Source organism: Agrobacterium sp. D14, assembly GCF_001526505.1.
Lineage (GTDB): Bacteria > Pseudomonadota > Alphaproteobacteria > Rhizobiales > Rhizobiaceae > Agrobacterium > Agrobacterium leguminum.
This window is the reverse complement of the sequence record NZ_ASXX01000012.1, coordinates 125,873-140,636: the sequence shown is the minus strand read 5'-3', so window position 1 is coordinate 140,636 and position 14,764 is coordinate 125,873. Positions and strand designations below refer to the sequence as shown.

Below are 14,764 nucleotides of genomic sequence, written 5' to 3'. Positions count from 1 at the left end.
GAATGCCATGCCCACGGCACCTCGCCGCCGCTAGGGATCAATTCTGGAGAACGGACAGAACCTTTCCGTCCCTGCCCTGCGCGATATCATGCGACGGAACCGGTGGAGCATCGGCAGCCGGCAGGGGCGCGATTATCAACCACGCGCCGGAATAGTCGTTGCGAAGATGCCGGGGATTATAACGAATATTGGTTCCGGCGGCATGGTGAAGCGTCCCGAGCGTTGCGTCTTTCGACAGGACACCTCTTTTGATCTCGTGGAGTTTTCGCTCGCCATCAAGGGCAAGCGTTGCCTCGGAAAGATCGAAACTGTCGATGTGAACGGTCTGGTCCTTAGCCGTATCGAGAACCCATCGATCGGAATCGACAAAGCCATCGATATAGACATTTCCCGTGGAGGCACGCAGGGACGTGCCTTTTGGCAGGGTGATACCGTCAACAACATTGCCATCGGAAAGAGTGCAGTTGCTGAAAGCGGAGATGCCGCCATCGGGCGAAAGATCGAACTCCACCGGTTGCGTCGCATCGCAGCGCCAGCCGCTCTGGGTGGTCACGCCGTTGCCGGTAATCCGCATGGTCTGCGGGGTAAAGCCCACCGTTTCGTAATTCTCGTTGGTTTTTATCGAGATATAACGGGCGATCTCGACGGCATCGATATCCGCCACCCGCACCGGATGCGGAAACGCGGCGCGGTCGAAGGCTTCCCTGTTATTGGCAATGGCCAGTTCAAGTTTCGTGCCCTTGGGCATATCGATCTGGCCAAGGCGCGCCGGCTCGAGCAGTTCCGGCCGATGGCTTGCCGCCCTCTCTTTGTCATAAGCGCGCATCTGCAGATAAAAATCACCGAACCGAAAGAGGGTGAAAAGCGCGACGGCGGTTACCAGCCCATAGGGCAGGAGCATCGGGCGCTTCCAGCGGCCTGCCACATATCGAACGAACAGCGAGAGCGTCCAGACGATCCATATGAGGGTCGTGATGAGCAAGAAAGCAAGGAGAAGCAGCGCTTCGACGGAGGGGAGTGCGACAGGGATCATGCAAACCAATGGTCTTGGGCGGATCGTTTTTGATCCTGAAGAGACATCAGAGCTTTAGCCCACAAGCGGTTGTCTTTTCAACTATGGGGATAGCGAGCGGGACAAGCCAGCGATCTGCTGGGACATTTTTCGGTGTTAACCGGGCGACAGATGGCCGCCGCCCGGTCAATGCGCTTATTCAGGCGCCAAGGACGAAACGGGAGAATGCCAGGGCATTGCGGGCATCCTCGTCCATTTTCGCGAGGTCGGCGCCGCCGCTGAGATCGCGCCACACCTTGATGTCGGAGCCGATCGTGCCGCCGGTCTTGACGAACGGCTCCATGACGACCGCGCCGGTGTAATTGATATCGCGAAGGGCGAGGCCGATTTCGTGCCAGGGCATCCTGCCCTTGCCCGGTACACGGCGATTGCTCTCGCCGGTATGGAAATGCCCCAGCAACGGGCCCGCCGTACGAATGGCCTCGCCAAAACTGTCTTCCTCGATATTCATGTGGAAAGTATCCAGCATGACTTTCACGTTGTTCTTGCCGACATCCTTCACGAAGGCAACGCCTTCGGCCGCCGTGTTGAGAACATGGTTTTCAAAGCGGTTGAGGACTTCGATGCACAGGTTGATGCCGAGATCATTGGCGAAATCGGCAATGCCGTGAATGCCTTCGACGCCGCGCGCATAATCGCCCGCCTTGTCGACCGGCTGCGAATAGTCGATCGGCCAATAGGAATGCAGCGCGCCGCCGATGGTGTGGATGTCGAGCTTGGCGACATTGGACAGGGTACGTTCAAAGAACGCCTTGCCGGCTGCGCGAACCGCGGCATCCTCCGACGACAGGTTCTTCGTTTTCGAAGGGCCGATGCCGGCGGTGAGGATGATGCCGTTATCCTTCGCGCTCTGCCTGATGACGGCGAGTTCGGCGTCGCTGTATTCATTGATGTGGTGGGCGGCGACTTCGATGATATCGAACCCGAGCTTGGCGACCTTCTCGATATAGGGGCCGAACTTGGCGCTCCACTCATGTTCCCAGTAGGAATAATAGATGCCGTGTTTCATGGGGGTCTCTTTCGCTTTTCTGTTTCGCTTGACTTTGGATAGGGAGGCGCAGCCCTTCAGGCAGGTTCAGGACGCGGAACTGCTGCCCGGATTTCCGATGCGAAGATCCGGCTCCGTGCTTGTGGATGTAATGAAGCGGCCATTGGGGAGATCGTTTTCCTCCACCTTCCGGTTGATCTCGTCCTCACCAAGACCGAAGCTCCGCCAGCGGTCCCGCAGCCGCGCACGCAGATCGTCCTCGTCGACATCAACAAAAATCGTGAGATCGAAGATCGGCTTGAGACGATCCCATGGCGACTGGCCGGCGAGGAGATAGTTACCCTCGCAGACGATGATATCGACGGATTGCGGGATCAGGCGGCCACCGGCGCGGGCGATCTCGATGGCGCGGTCGAAGACGGGGACAGCAACGACATCGTCTTCATTGGCCTTCAGGCGCTCAAGCATGTGGCGCAGGCCATGAGCATCGAAGGTATCGATGGCGCCCTTGAAGGGACGGCGTTTCATCTCTTCCAGAACGGCATCGTCATAATGAAAACCATCCATCGGGAACAGTGCGGCGGACACGCCTTCGCCCGCGTTCAACGCATCGACCACGCATTCGGCGATGGTTGATTTTCCCGATCCGGGGGCACCGGCAATCGCAATCATCACACGCCGGCCCTTCGACCCTTCCAGTCGCTGGAGGGCAAGGCCCGCAATCTCGCGGGCATTATCGTCAATTTTAGTCAAGGTTCTCGCCCCGATAATGAGTGCTTTTAGAAAATGCGGTACTGGTTTGCCTTGTCGCGCAGGAATGTCAGTCCCCTCTCGAGAACCTCATCGGCGCTGGGCGCAACCGGCCGCCAGGTCGAAATCGCGCCTGCCATCTCCCTGGGCATCGCAGCAAAGCTTTCGAGCGTCAGCACACCCTTGAAGCCAATGGCCGCGAGCGCCGAAAACACCTCGTCCCAGGCAACATTGCCGCAGCCCGGCGTGCCACGGTCGCTTTCCGACATATGCATGTATTTCAGATGGTTGCGGGCAGCGATGATGCCATTGGCGATGCCCTTTTCCTCCATATTCATATGGAAGGTATCGAGATGGATGAAGACGTTGTCGGCACCGATGCGCTCCACCAGCGCCACCGCCTGTTCGGCGGAATTGAGCAGATGGTTTTCGTAACGGTTGACGGTCTCGATGCCGAATTGCAGGCCGAGTGTTTTTGCGTGGCCGGCAGCCCTGAAGAGCGCCCTTGTCAGATTGTCATATTCGCCCTGTGTCGGCGGAAATCCGGTTCGCTCATTGGTGCCGCCATAGGTAACACCCGTCAGCGCTTCCGCGCCCATATCGGCGGCCTTGTCGAGCGCGGCATTCAGATGGTCGATTGCCGCATCGGGACGTACGGACGCCCAGGCGGGCTCCGGCAGCACCAGCGAGCAGACGGCGCGCAAACCGTATTTCTCCAGCAGGGCGCACGTGTGTTTGGCATCGACGGAGGGGATATCGATAAGCGGAATCTCGATGAAATCCTGACCGTAATCCGCGGCAGCGGCGATGGACCGTCTGGCGTTTTCGTGGTCCCAGCTCAGGGACCACATCATTGCGTGAACACCGAAGCCTTTCACGTCATACCTTCTTTCTGAGAGATGCGAAGTAGCTTGAAAACAGGCCGCGCGCCGCCATGACGACAATCATCAGCACGCCCCAAAGCGCCGTTGCCAGATGCTGGTTGGCGCCAAGAAGATTGAGGCCGGATGACAGCAGTTGCAGAACGATAAGCGCGACGAAGACCGGCAGGACACGACCGAAACCGCCGAACGGATTGATGCCGCCAAGAAAGGCCGCGAGCACCGTGATCAGCAGATAGGATTCCCCGTGGCCGACACGGACGGAGTTGAAACGCGCAAGCATGATGATGCCGGCAACCGCACACATCAGGCCCGAGAGCGTGTAGACGAGAACCTGGATCTTGCGCGTATTGAGGCCGGAATAACGCGCGGACTCGATATTCGAGCCGATCATCAACAGGCCGAAGCCGAGCTTGGTTCGCGTCAGCAGCACATGCCAGAGGCCGACGCAGACGATGAAGATCAGAAGCGGGATCGGCAGGCCGAGAAGCGTACCGTGACCGAGCGGCGCCATATAGGCGGGGAAACCGGAAACGTCTCCGCCACGGGTGAGAAACTCGCCAAGGCCACGCAGGAAGATCATCATCGACAGCGTTACCAGAATGGGGTGCGCGCGGGTGTAGGCAATCGCCGCCCCCGTCATCGCGCCGGCAGCACCGCCGGTGACAAGTGCGGCAAGGCAGGCGAACAGGAATGCACTCGGGGGTGCATCCACCCCGCCATGGGCCTGCAACACCCAGGCCGCGGCAAGACCCGACAGATTGGCGGCAAAGGTGACGGACAGATTGATACCGCCCGTCAGCAGCGGCAGCAGCATCGCCAGTGTCAGCAGGCTGAGTTCCGGCAGCTGGAAGGCGACCGAACCGAATGTCGCGAGCGAAAGAAAGTTATCGGCAAAGGTTCCGAAGATGAGCATGACCGCGATGAAGGCAATCACCGGCCCAGCCATATCGGCACCGAAAATCGCGTTGAATTTCCTGACAAGGCTGCTCATCGCTGGGCGCTCCCCTTCTTTGCGGATGTCCGTAAGGCGCTCGGCAGAAGCTTGTCGAAGCGGGTGGAAGAGAGCGTGATGGCGATGAGGATGATGGCCCCGACGATCATCTTGAAGGCAAAGGGAGAAACGCCCATGAGGTTGAGGCCGTTCTGGGTGATCGACACCATCAGCACCCCGAGCACACAGCCGATGACGGAGCCCTTGCCGCCGCCAAGCCGCGTACCGCCAAGGACGGTGGCTGCAAGAACATCCAGCTCGCGGCCATAAAGCGCGTTCGGCACCACCTCCTGCGCGTAATGCGCCTGCATGAGCCCGGCAATGCCCGCCATCAGGCCGAGCCAGCCGAAGGAAATATAGTGCATGGCGCCGATATTGATGCCGAAGCGGCGTGCGCCTTCGGGATTGTCACCGAATGCATAAAGTTTGCGGCCGACGGTGGTGCGAGAAATCATGAACCAGGTGGCAAAGCAGCAGAGGATCATGACCACGACCGGCAGCGTCAGCTCGACCCACGAACCATCGGACATCTCACGCTCGTAAAACACCACACGCGTCGACAGCCATTCCGGCAGATCGTAGATCGACACGCCCTTGGTGAAGAACATCAACAGCCCGAAGAAGATGTTGAAGGTGGAAATGGTCGCAACGATGGAAATGATGTTGAGCCGCCAGACGAGGAAGGCGTTGACGAAACCGAGACTAAGGCCAACCGCGCCGGCGATGATGAAACCTTCCGCCCAGTTGCCGCCGCCGAGCGCATTGAGCGCCAGCACCGTCACATACTGAACGACGGAGGCCGCGACCGCGAAGGAGATGTCGATGCCGCCCGAGATCAGCACCACGAGCAGGCCGACCGCAAAGATGATGTTGACCGCCGAGACATTCAGCACATCGAAGGCGTTGGAGATGGTGAGGAACCGGTCGGTGGCGAAGGACAGCCCCGTGCAGAGCAGCACCATGACGACAAGCAGCGTGAATTCGGTCGTATGTCCGAGGATGAGCCTACGCATAGATGGCGGACTCCAGTTCGGTCAGCGACAGGCGTCGCGGATCATAGGTGGCGTGGAACCGGCCTTCGACCATGTGGATGACCCTGTCTGTATTGAAATAAACTTCCGGGGCTTCGTCGGAGATCACGATAATCGAGAGACCTTCTGCGGCGAGCTTGCGGACGATTTCGAAGATGCCGGCGCGGGCGCCGACATCGACCCCCACGGTCGGCGCATCGAGGATGAGGATTTTCGGTCCGATAGCCAGCCACTTGGCAATCGCCACACGCTGCTGGTTGCCGCCCGAAAGCGTGCGGATCGGATCTTCCGGCAGGCCGATCTTGACGCCGAGCGCCGAAATCCAGCGGGAAACGACATCCGCCTTTTTAGACGGTGAGATCAGGCCGCCGCTCAGCAGCCGGTCCAGCGAGGCCATGACGAGATTGTCGGCAATGGATTGCGGCTGGTTGAGACCAAGCGATAGCCGGTCTTCGGAAAGATAGGCGACACCCGCCCGGATCGCATCGCGGTTGGAATGAAAATCCACCTTCTTTCCATCGATGAGGATTTCACCCGATTGCGGCCGATGCATGCCGAACAGCGTCAGAGCCAGTTCCGTGCGGCCGGCTCCAAGCAGGCCGGTTATGCCGAGCGTTTCGCCCCGCCGCAGATCGAACGAAACATCCTCGAACTCGCCGGCCCGGCTCAGCCCGCGCACCGAGAGAACGACGGGCTTGTCATCGTGATCGGCGGCAATGACGGCGCTGTCGAAATTGCGGCCAGTCATCAGTTCGGTCACCCGTGACTGGGTCATGCCCTCAACGGGGAAAACGCCGACAAGCGACCCATCCCGCAGCACGGTTATGCGGTCTGAAATCTCAAGCACTTCCGCAAGGCGATGCGAGACGAAGACAACCGCGACACCGGAGGCCGACAGGTTGCGGACGATGTCGATCAGGTAATCGGTTTCCGACTGCGTGAGCGACGCGGTCGGTTCGTCCATGAAAACCAGCCGCGCTTCCCCGACCAGCGCGCGGGCAATCGCCACGATCTGACGCTGGGCGATAGGCAGTTCCTTGAGCGGCTTATCAAGATCGATCTCGACGCCGAGCCGGGCCAGCGCCTTTTCGGCAGCCTGTTCGATGGCGCGCTTGTCGACCAGCCCGTATTTTCCATTCACCGCGTACTGGAAGCCGATATTCTCAGCCACCGTCATTTCATCGAACAGCGCCAGATCCTGCCAGATCACCTGAATGCCAAGCGATTGCGCAAGCGTTGGGGTCATCGTGGCTATCGGCTTGCCGTCGAAATAGAGTTCGGCATCGCTTTGGGGCGTGTAAACGCCCGTTATGACCTTGATCAGCGTGCTCTTGCCACAGCCGTTTTCGCCGGCAAGGCAATGCACTTCACCCGGATTGACCTCGAAAGAAACACCCTTCAGCGCGCGGACGCCGCCGAAGGTGACTTTGACATTTTTGAGGGACAGGAGCGGTTCTGCGCTCATGATAATGTAAATCTCCTTCGCCGCGGCAGCATTGCAGACGTGGCGCTCGGCATGTTTTCCAGATGGGACGTCGCGCGAGTATTACACCTCGCGCGACGCCCTTGGCCTTGGGGAGGATCAGAGGCCCATGGAAACGAGCTTGTCGATGCTTTCCTTGTCGATCTTCAGAAGCTGGTCGACGACGATGGTGTTACCCTCGGGATTGATGGTGCCGAGACCTTCGATATTGTCGCCGGCCTTGGGTGTCTCACCCTTGGCGATACGGTCGGCGAGCGTGATGAAGACCTCACCGGCCTGTTTCGGGTTCCACATGAAGCCGCCCGTCAGCGCCCCTGATTTGATCAGCTTGGCGCCCTGCCCCGGCGAGAACGGGCCGATGACGAAGACCTTGCCATCCTTGCGCCGCTCTTCGACGGCGCGCCCGGCGCCGATCGGTCCCTGCGAACCGAAGGCGAGGAAACCACTCAGGTCAGCATTGGCGGACATCAGGTCAAGCGCCGTCGAACGGCTCTTGTCGAGGTCCTCCGCCACGCCGTAGCGATCGCCGACGAGCTTCATGTCGGGGTAATTCGCCTTGATGTAGGCGATGGCGGCATCGGCCCAGGCGTTATGAAGCGGAACCGTAAGCGAACCGACGAAGACAGCATAGGAACCCTTGCCGCCCATCTTTTCAGCCAGCAGCTTGCCATGCGCTTCGCCGAAACCCTTGGCGGATGCCAGTTCGAAATCCCAGTCAGCGCCGAGCTGCTTGGGCGATTCATGGGTGATGACCTTGATACCGGCGGCCTGGGCCTTTTTCAGCACCGGCTCCAGCACCTTTGCATCATTGGGCACAACGCCAATGAAATCGACCTTCTGGGCGATCAGGTCCTCGATGGCGCGGACCTGAAGGGCGGGGTCGGCGCTGGTCGGGCCGACCATGAAACCGTCGACGCCGAGCTTCTTGCTCTGCTCCTTGATACCGGCCTCCATGGCGTTGAACCACGGAATGCCGCCGATCTTGACGACGACGCCCACCTTCGGCCCTTCGGCGAAGGCGGCGGACGAAAGCAGCGCGAGCGACAGACCGACCGCTGCAGCAATAATTTTCTTCATGATGTTCCTCCTCAAAAAACAGGCAAACGAAACCCGCCGCAGCCATTTTTCATCTGGCGCGTTCAAAATTTCTCATCTCGCTTATTCGAGACTCTCCCTTGCCACTCCCACAGCAACCATCTTGCACAATCGATATTGCCAAGTTGCACAATCGATGGTGCAATAACCATAACATGAAGCGCCCTTCCGTCAAGGGGATGTGTGCTCTAATAATTGGAATCAGTTGGGGAGATCGCAGTGACGGGTATAAGTTCCAAGAAAGCCACCATCTATGACTTGTCGATATTGTCGGGTGCATCAGCCTCGACAGTGAGCGCCGTGTTGAACGGATCGTGGCGCAAACGGCGGATTTCGGAGGAGACTGCCGACAAGATTCTCTCGCTCGCCAAGGCGCATCGCTACACCACCAACCTGCAGGCCCGCGGTTTGCGGAGTTCGAAATCCGGTCTCGTCGGGCTTCTGGTGCCCATTTATGACAACCGGTTCTTTTCATCGATGGCGCAGACATTCGAAGGGCAGGCACGCAAACGCGGCCTGTCGCCCATGGTGGTCTCCGGGCGGCGCGATCCCGAGGAAGAACGCCGCACCGTGGAGACCCTGATCGCCTATTCGATCGATGCCCTCTTCATTGCGGGCGCGACCGATCCCGACGGCGTGCACCAGGTCTGCGCCCGCGCAGCACTGCCGCATGTCAATATCGACCTTCCCGGCAAATTTGTACCATCCGTCATTTCCGACAACAGGCACGGCGCGGAAATACTGACATCGGCGATCCTTGCCCATGCGGAAAAAGGCGGGCCTCTCGGTCCCGATGACGTCATCCTGTTCGGCGGTCATGACGACCACGCCAGCCGCGAGCGTATCGACGGCTTCCATGCCGCCAAGGCCGCTTATTTCGGGGCGGATGGCGGAGACGATATCGAGATCACCGGCTATTCACCGCATATGACGGAGCTGGCATTCGAACGTTTCTTCGAGCGCAGGGGCCGCCTGCCCCGCTGTTTCTTCGTCAATTCATCGATAAATTTCGAAGGCCTGCTGCGTTTCATGGGGCGTCATGATGGCGAGGCCTTCGGCGACATCGTCGTCGGCTGCTTCGACTACGACCCGTTCGCATCCTTCCTTCCCTTCCCGGTCTATATGATCAAACCCGATATCGCGCAGATGCTCGAAAAGGGTTTCGAACTGCTGGAAGAGAACCGGACCGAGCCGGAAGTCACCATCATCGAACCGAAGCTCATTCCCCCGCGAACCGCTCTCGAAGGCCCGCTCGACGACATATGGGACCCGGTTGCATTGCGTCGCATGGCGAAGTGACCGCGCGAATCCCGCTTGACCTCAGCTGCGCTTGAGGTCGTACCGATTGCATGGTGCTTCACCATTGCAACGGGACAACGATGATCGAAAAACTCATGAGGATGCTGGAAGACGGACGGGACAGTCCGCTCCTGCGCTTTTCAATCGCAAAGACGCTCAAGGCGGCTGGGCAGTTCGAAGATGCCGCGCTTCATCTCCAGGAGGCCATCCGGCAGGATCCCGACTATTCGGCGGTCTGGGCCGAACTCGGCGAATGTCGTGCACGGCTGGGAGATGACGACGGCGCCATTGCCGCATGGGTGGAAGGCATCGCGGTGGCCGTCAGACGTGGCGACATTCAGGCAAAGAGGCAGATGGAGGTCCGGCTGCGACGTTTGCGGTCACGCGCCCTGAAGGGCGTCAGTTGACGAGAGCCTCCACCCATATTGTCAAATCGGAGTCCCTCTCTGTCCTGACCCGGAGGGAGTTCCGGCCCGCCTCCGTGAGACGGGCCGGGCGTTTTTACGACTGCGGCTTATCGGATAGCCAGAACCGATAAAGCTCGGCGACATTGCCGCTGGTCATGAGCCGCATTGCCGCCTTCAACCGCGCTGCCGGCCAATCCCACCATTTCATCTCGAGCAGCATGGCGATGCTGTCGTCATCGAACCGCTTGCGGATCGTTTTTGCGGGATTGCCGCCGACGATGGCATAGGGCTCCACATTCTTCGTCACCAGCGCCCGCGTTCCGATCACCGCCCCATCGCCGACCGTGATGCCGGGCATGATGATCGCTTCCGAGCCTATCCAGACATCGTTGCCGATGACGGTATCGCCCGCCGGCAGATAACCGTTGCCGGCATTCTCGAATTCCGGCACCTCCGGCATGAAGAAGAACGGGAAGGTGCTGATCCACTCGTTGCGATGGCCCTGATTGCCGGCCATGATGAAGGCGGCGCCCGAACCGATCGAGCAGAAGCTTCCGATCACCAGCCTGTCCGCGCCTTCATCCGGCAGCAGATAACGGGCGCAATCCTCAAAACTGTGGCCGTGATAATAGCCGGAATAATAGCTGTATTTCCCGACCACGAGGTTCGGGCTCCTGACCTGCTTGTCAAGCGTGATGCCCCGGAACGGGCTTTCGAAGTAATTTTCCATTGGAGTAATCTCACTGCATATGTTCGCATTCGCTTGCCTTCAGACAAGCCGACGCCGAGCGCCAAGCCTGTCGGCTTTTCGCTCGATGCTCCTCGCGCGGCGGCGGGAGCTAGATGCAGGTGATACTCGATGCTTTTATCATTCAGTCTGGTTACCGCAAAAAGGGGCGAAGGCCAAGCCGAGACATACCGCCAGTCTCCAATGGTCTGGTCGGAGCACCGCCGGCCCATAAAAAACAGCGGGGATTTCTCCCCGCTGTCCGCGTTCATTCGGCATTTTCAGTGCATCGCCAGCGCGAAGCCTGTGGCCCACGCACTGCGATAATCACGACCTCAGTAATGGACCGACTGAGAATCGATCGGCGTTACCTTCGGCGGGGCGAACTTCGTCAGGTCGATCCCTTCGACGGCAGAGCGATATTCCTCGATGCTCGGCGTGCGGCCGAGGATGGCCGAGAGCACCACGACCGGGGTGGAGGCCAGAAGCGATTCACCCTTCTTTTCAGCCGTATCTTCCACCACGCGGCCCTGGAACAGGCGGGTGGAGGTTGCCAGAACCGTGTTGCCCTTTTCGGCCTTTTCCTGGTTGCCCATGCACAGGTTGCAGCCCGGACGTTCGAGATAGAGAATGTTCTCGTATTCCGTCCGGTTGGTGGTTTTCGGCTTCAGATCATCGAACTCGAAGCCCGAATATTTCTGCAGGATTTCCCAGTCGCCTTCCGCCTTCAGTTCATCGATGATGTTGTAGGTCGGCGCGGCGACGACGAGCGGCGCCTTGAACTCGACCTTGCCTTCGGACTTTTCGATGTTCTTCAGCATCTGGGCGACGATCTTCATATCGCCCTTGTGCACCATGCACGAACCGACGAAACCGAGATCGACCTTCTTGGTGCCGCCGTAATAGGAGACCGGGCGGATCGTATCGTGGGTGTAGCGTCGGGACACGTCGTTGTTGTTGACGTCAGGGTCGGCGATCATCGGCTCGTCGATCACGTCCAGATCCACGACGACTTCGGCGAAATATTTCGCATTGTCATCGGGCTTCAGCGCCGGCTTTTCGCCCGAGCGGATTTCGGCAATGCGCTGATCCGCCTTGGCAATCAGTCCCTTGAGCGTCTGGGCGGGGTTATCCATGCCCTTGTCGATCATGATCTGGATGCGCGACTTGGCGATTTCCAGCGACTCGATCAGCGTTTCGTCCTGCGAGATGCAGATCGACGCCTTGGCCTTCATTTCGGCCGTCCAGTCGGTGAAGGTGAAGGCCTGATCGGCGAGCAGCGTGCCGATATGCACTTCGATGATGCGGCCCTGGAAGACGTTGTCGCCGTGCTGCTTCAGCATCTGCGCCTGCGTGGCGTGTACCACGTCGCGGAAGTCCATATAGGGCTGCATCGTGCCCTTGAAGGTGACCTTGACCGACTGCGGGATCGGCATGGTCGCCTCGCCCGTTGCCAGCGCCAGTGCGACGGTACCGGAGTCAGCACCGAAGGCAACGCCCTTGGACATGCGGGTGTGGCTGTCGCCGCCGATGATGATCGCCCAGTCATCCACGGTGATGTCGTTCAGCACCTTGTGGATCACGTCCGTCATCGAGTGATAGGCGCCCTTCGGATCGCGCGCGGTGATGACGCCGAAATTGTTCATGAAGGACATGAGCTTCGGAATATTCGCCTGCGCCTTCTTGTCCCAGACGGAGGCCGTGTGGCAGCCCGACTGGTAGGCGCCATCCACCAGCGGCGAAATGACGGTGGCCGCCATCGCTTCCAGTTCCTGCGCGGTCATCAGGCCGGTCGTATCCTGCGAGCCGACGATGTTGACCTTGACGCGAACGTCCGAGCCGGCATGCAGCACCTTGCCGGGGGTGACGCCGACGGCGTTGCGGTTAAAAATCTTCTCGACGGCGGTGAGACCCTGGCCTTCGATGGAGATTTCCTTGTTGGGCGCGAAGACCGGAGTGGTCTCGACACCGAGCGTTTCAGCCGCGAATGTCTGGAGCTTCTTGCCGAAGACGATAGCGTAAGAGCTGCCGGCCTTCATGAACTCCATCTTCTGGGGCGTGAAGGAAGAGGCGATATCCACCAGTTCCGTGCCGGCCTCGTCGCGGAGCTTGCGGTTCCTGGCGTCAATTTTGAGGACAGTGCCGGTCTCGACCGAATATTTCTGCTCGAGGATCGGGTTGCCATCGTTGTTGAGGATCGGCTTGCCGTCTTCGCCGAGCTTCTTCACCCAGTTCTTCAGGTTGATGCCGATGCCGCCCGTCACATCGACGGTGGTGGCGAAAATCGGCGAGATGCCGTTGGTGCCGGCGACGATGGGCGCGTAATTGACGAAGGGCACATAGGGGCTGGCCTGCCTGCCGGTCCACAGTGCTACGTTGTTGACGCCCGACATGCGCGACGAGCCGACGCCCATCGTGCCCTTTTCGGCGATCATCATCACCCGCTTGTCCGGATGCTGCTTCTGCAGCGCGACGATTTCCGCCTGCGCTTCCGGGGAGATCATACACTGGCCGTGCAGCTGGCGGTCCGATCGCGAATGCGCCTGATTGCCGGGAGACAGGAGGTCAGTGGAAATATCGCCTTCGGCGGCGATGAAGGTGACGATCTTGATCTCGTCTTCGACATCGGGAAGCTTGGTGAAGAATTCGGCCTTGGCGTAGCTTTCCAGCACGGACTTGGCGATGGCGTTGCCGGCCTTGTAGGCGTCGCGCAGGCGGAACATGTCGGCATCGTAAAGGAACACCTGCGTCTTCAGCACTTCGCCGGCCTCAGTGGCAATCGCAGCGTCGTTGCCGAGCGCGATATCGAGCAGCACCTTGATCGACGGGCCGCCCTTCATGTGCGACAGCAGCTCCAGCGCGAAGGAAGGCGTGATCTCCGGCACGACGACTTCGCCGAGGATGATCTGCTTCAGGAAGGTCGCCTTGACGCCGGCGGCGCTCGTGGTGCCCGGCAGGGTGTTGTAGATGAAGAATTTCAGGGCATCAGCGCGGTGCTCGCTGCCCGCATCCTTGATGAGTTCGATAATCTCGGCCGTCAGTGCACCGTCATCGATCGGCTTGGGCGCGAGACCCTGTGGTTCTCTGCTTTTGATTTCAGCCAGGTAATCCAAGTAAAGGTTCATCGCAATCCCAACGTCATGATGTCTATGGGGCCGAACACAGCGTCACCGAACGGTACTGTTGATCGGCCCGGGTTTCTATCGATTTCGAGTACGCCAACCGGGGCCGGCTGACAAGATGTCGCATTTCAGTAAAAAACTCGTAGACGGGATTTAGCGTCGATCCTGTGCTTTGCAACCACGCCGTAACACTTTTGATTGTGACGCCCACTGCATTTCAGCCAGTGGTTTTTCAGGCATCCCCCATTAAGGATTTATTAACCAAATCGGTACGAGTATTAGATTATTCTAATTACCCGTTATTGGCGTAATTCCATGTTGCGCACCGAAAAAACAGCAGCGCAGCAGCTTGGGGAGGCAGCATGAAGTTTGCAGCATCAGGCTATTTGTTATCATTTGCGGCGCTGGTTCTCACACCGGCATCGGGCGTCGCGCAGGTCGCCACGACGAATTTCAACGTCCAGATCACCATTCAGGCGGCTTGCCAGATCAATTCCGCCGGCAACCTCAATTTCGGCACCAACGGTGTGATCGGCAGCAATATCGATGCGACCAGCGATATTGTCGTGCAATGCACGGCAAGCACTCCCTTCAGCCTGGGTCTCAGCGCCGGCGCTGGCTCTGGAGCAACGGTCGCCAACCGTCTGATGACGTCGCCTGCGGGCGCGACCATTTCCTACTCGCTTTATACGACTGCGGCACATAGCACGGTGTGGGGGAACACCGTGGGAACGGACCGGCAAACGGGAACCGGAACCGGCGCGCCGCAGACATTCACTGTCTATGGGCGCGTAGCTGCCCAGACGACACCCGCGGTCGGCGTCTATACCGATACGGTGACGGCCACGCTCAACTACTGATCGCCACAGGGAGGATCGCGCATGCGTGTTTTTACCTTAGCGGCTGCGTTTTTTG

Annotated in this window: 13 protein-coding genes; 3 read left to right on the top strand and 10 right to left on the bottom strand. The window is 59.4% G+C overall.

The features are described 5' to 3' along the window. Positions 1-37 precede the first annotated feature (37 nt). From L901_RS10780 to L901_RS10745, 8 genes are all read right to left on the bottom strand, one after another. Positions 38-1,033, bottom strand: a complete 996-nt coding sequence (locus tag L901_RS10780) for a hypothetical protein (RefSeq protein WP_059756449.1) — start codon at positions 1,031-1,033, stop codon at positions 38-40. A gap of 178 nt (positions 1,034-1,211) precedes the next feature. Beyond that, positions 1,212-2,081 carry a sugar phosphate isomerase/epimerase family protein gene (locus L901_RS10775; RefSeq protein ID WP_059756446.1) on the bottom strand — a complete coding sequence of 290 codons (870 nt, stop codon included), beginning with the start codon at positions 2,079-2,081 and terminating at the stop codon, positions 1,212-1,214. A 66-nt stretch (positions 2,082-2,147) separates the two neighbouring features. After that, positions 2,148-2,813: a nucleoside triphosphate hydrolase gene (locus L901_RS10770; protein ID WP_059756443.1), complete on the bottom strand. Its 666-nt coding sequence runs from the start codon at positions 2,811-2,813 to the stop codon at positions 2,148-2,150. Positions 2,814-2,839: 26 nt separating this feature from the next. After that, on the bottom strand, positions 2,840-3,688 hold the full coding sequence (locus L901_RS10765) for a sugar phosphate isomerase/epimerase (RefSeq protein WP_059756440.1): 849 nt from the start codon (positions 3,686-3,688) through the stop codon (positions 2,840-2,842). A gap of 1 nt (position 3,689) precedes the next feature. Then, positions 3,690-4,685: an ABC transporter permease gene (locus L901_RS10760; protein WP_059756437.1), complete on the bottom strand. Its 996-nt coding sequence runs from the start codon at positions 4,683-4,685 to the stop codon at positions 3,690-3,692. Continuing rightward, a complete protein-coding gene (locus L901_RS10755) occupies positions 4,682-5,698 on the bottom strand; it encodes an ABC transporter permease (protein WP_059756434.1) in 1,017 nt (338 codons plus the stop codon). The genes L901_RS10760 and L901_RS10755 overlap by 4 nt, the downstream gene beginning before the upstream one ends. Then, positions 5,691-7,181, bottom strand: a complete 1,491-nt coding sequence (locus L901_RS10750) for a sugar ABC transporter ATP-binding protein (protein ID WP_059756430.1) — start codon at positions 7,179-7,181, stop codon at positions 5,691-5,693. The genes L901_RS10755 and L901_RS10750 overlap by 8 nt, the downstream gene beginning before the upstream one ends. Before the next feature lie 117 nt (positions 7,182-7,298). After that, positions 7,299-8,276: a substrate-binding domain-containing protein gene (locus L901_RS10745; RefSeq protein WP_003521644.1), complete on the bottom strand. Its 978-nt coding sequence runs from the start codon at positions 8,274-8,276 to the stop codon at positions 7,299-7,301. Positions 8,277-8,513: 237 nt separating this feature from the next. On the opposite strand from L901_RS10745, the gene L901_RS10740 reads away from it, so the two are divergent. After that, the gene (locus tag L901_RS10740; RefSeq protein WP_059756427.1) at positions 8,514-9,593 is read left to right on the top strand and encodes a LacI family DNA-binding transcriptional regulator; all 1,080 of its coding nucleotides are present in this window, start codon (positions 8,514-8,516) and stop codon (positions 9,591-9,593) included. An 80-nt stretch (positions 9,594-9,673) separates the two neighbouring features. Further along, positions 9,674-10,000, top strand: coding sequence for a tetratricopeptide repeat protein (locus L901_RS10735; RefSeq protein ID WP_059756423.1), 327 nt, complete (start codon positions 9,674-9,676; stop codon positions 9,998-10,000). Between the two features lie 94 nt (positions 10,001-10,094). Here L901_RS10735 and catB read toward each other — a convergent pair whose 3' ends face one another. Together catB and L901_RS10725 are read right to left on the bottom strand one after the other, a co-directional pair. Next, a complete protein-coding gene (gene catB / locus L901_RS10730; RefSeq protein WP_059756421.1) occupies positions 10,095-10,730 on the bottom strand; it encodes a type B chloramphenicol O-acetyltransferase in 636 nt (211 codons plus the stop codon). 332 nt (positions 10,731-11,062) lie between these two features. After that, positions 11,063-13,852 (bottom strand): bifunctional aconitate hydratase 2/2-methylisocitrate dehydratase, encoded by a 2,790-nt coding sequence (locus L901_RS10725; RefSeq protein WP_059756418.1) that lies wholly within the window; start codon positions 13,850-13,852, stop codon positions 11,063-11,065. Between the two features lie 359 nt (positions 13,853-14,211). On the opposite strand from L901_RS10725, the gene L901_RS10720 reads away from it, so the two are divergent. After that, a complete protein-coding gene (locus tag L901_RS10720; protein WP_059756415.1) occupies positions 14,212-14,709 on the top strand; it encodes a spore coat U domain-containing protein in 498 nt (165 codons plus the stop codon). Positions 14,710-14,764: the final 55 nt, after the last annotated feature.

Coding starts and splice junctions, on each gene's coding strand:
- L901_RS10750 (WP_059756430.1), bottom strand. CDS start 7,181: ATGAGCGCAGAACCGCTCCTGTCCCTCAAAAATGTCAAAGTCACCTTC.
- L901_RS10760 (WP_059756437.1), bottom strand. CDS start 4,685: ATGAGCAGCCTTGTCAGGAAATTCAACGCGATTTTCGGTGCCGATATG.
- L901_RS10775 (WP_059756446.1), bottom strand. CDS start 2,081: ATGAAACACGGCATCTATTATTCCTACTGGGAACATGAGTGGAGCGCC.
- L901_RS10720 (WP_059756415.1), top strand. CDS start 14,212: ATGAAGTTTGCAGCATCAGGCTATTTGTTATCATTTGCGGCGCTGGTT.
- L901_RS10745 (WP_003521644.1), bottom strand. CDS start 8,276: ATGAAGAAAATTATTGCTGCAGCGGTCGGTCTGTCGCTCGCGCTGCTT.
- catB (WP_059756421.1), bottom strand. CDS start 10,730: ATGGAAAATTACTTCGAAAGCCCGTTCCGGGGCATCACGCTTGACAAG.
- L901_RS10780 (WP_059756449.1), bottom strand. CDS start 1,033: ATGATCCCTGTCGCACTCCCCTCCGTCGAAGCGCTGCTTCTCCTTGCT.
- L901_RS10725 (WP_059756418.1), bottom strand. CDS start 13,852: ATGAACCTTTACTTGGATTACCTGGCTGAAATCAAAAGCAGAGAACCA.
- L901_RS10755 (WP_059756434.1), bottom strand. CDS start 5,698: ATGCGTAGGCTCATCCTCGGACATACGACCGAATTCACGCTGCTTGTC.
- L901_RS10735 (WP_059756423.1), top strand. CDS start 9,674: ATGATCGAAAAACTCATGAGGATGCTGGAAGACGGACGGGACAGTCCG.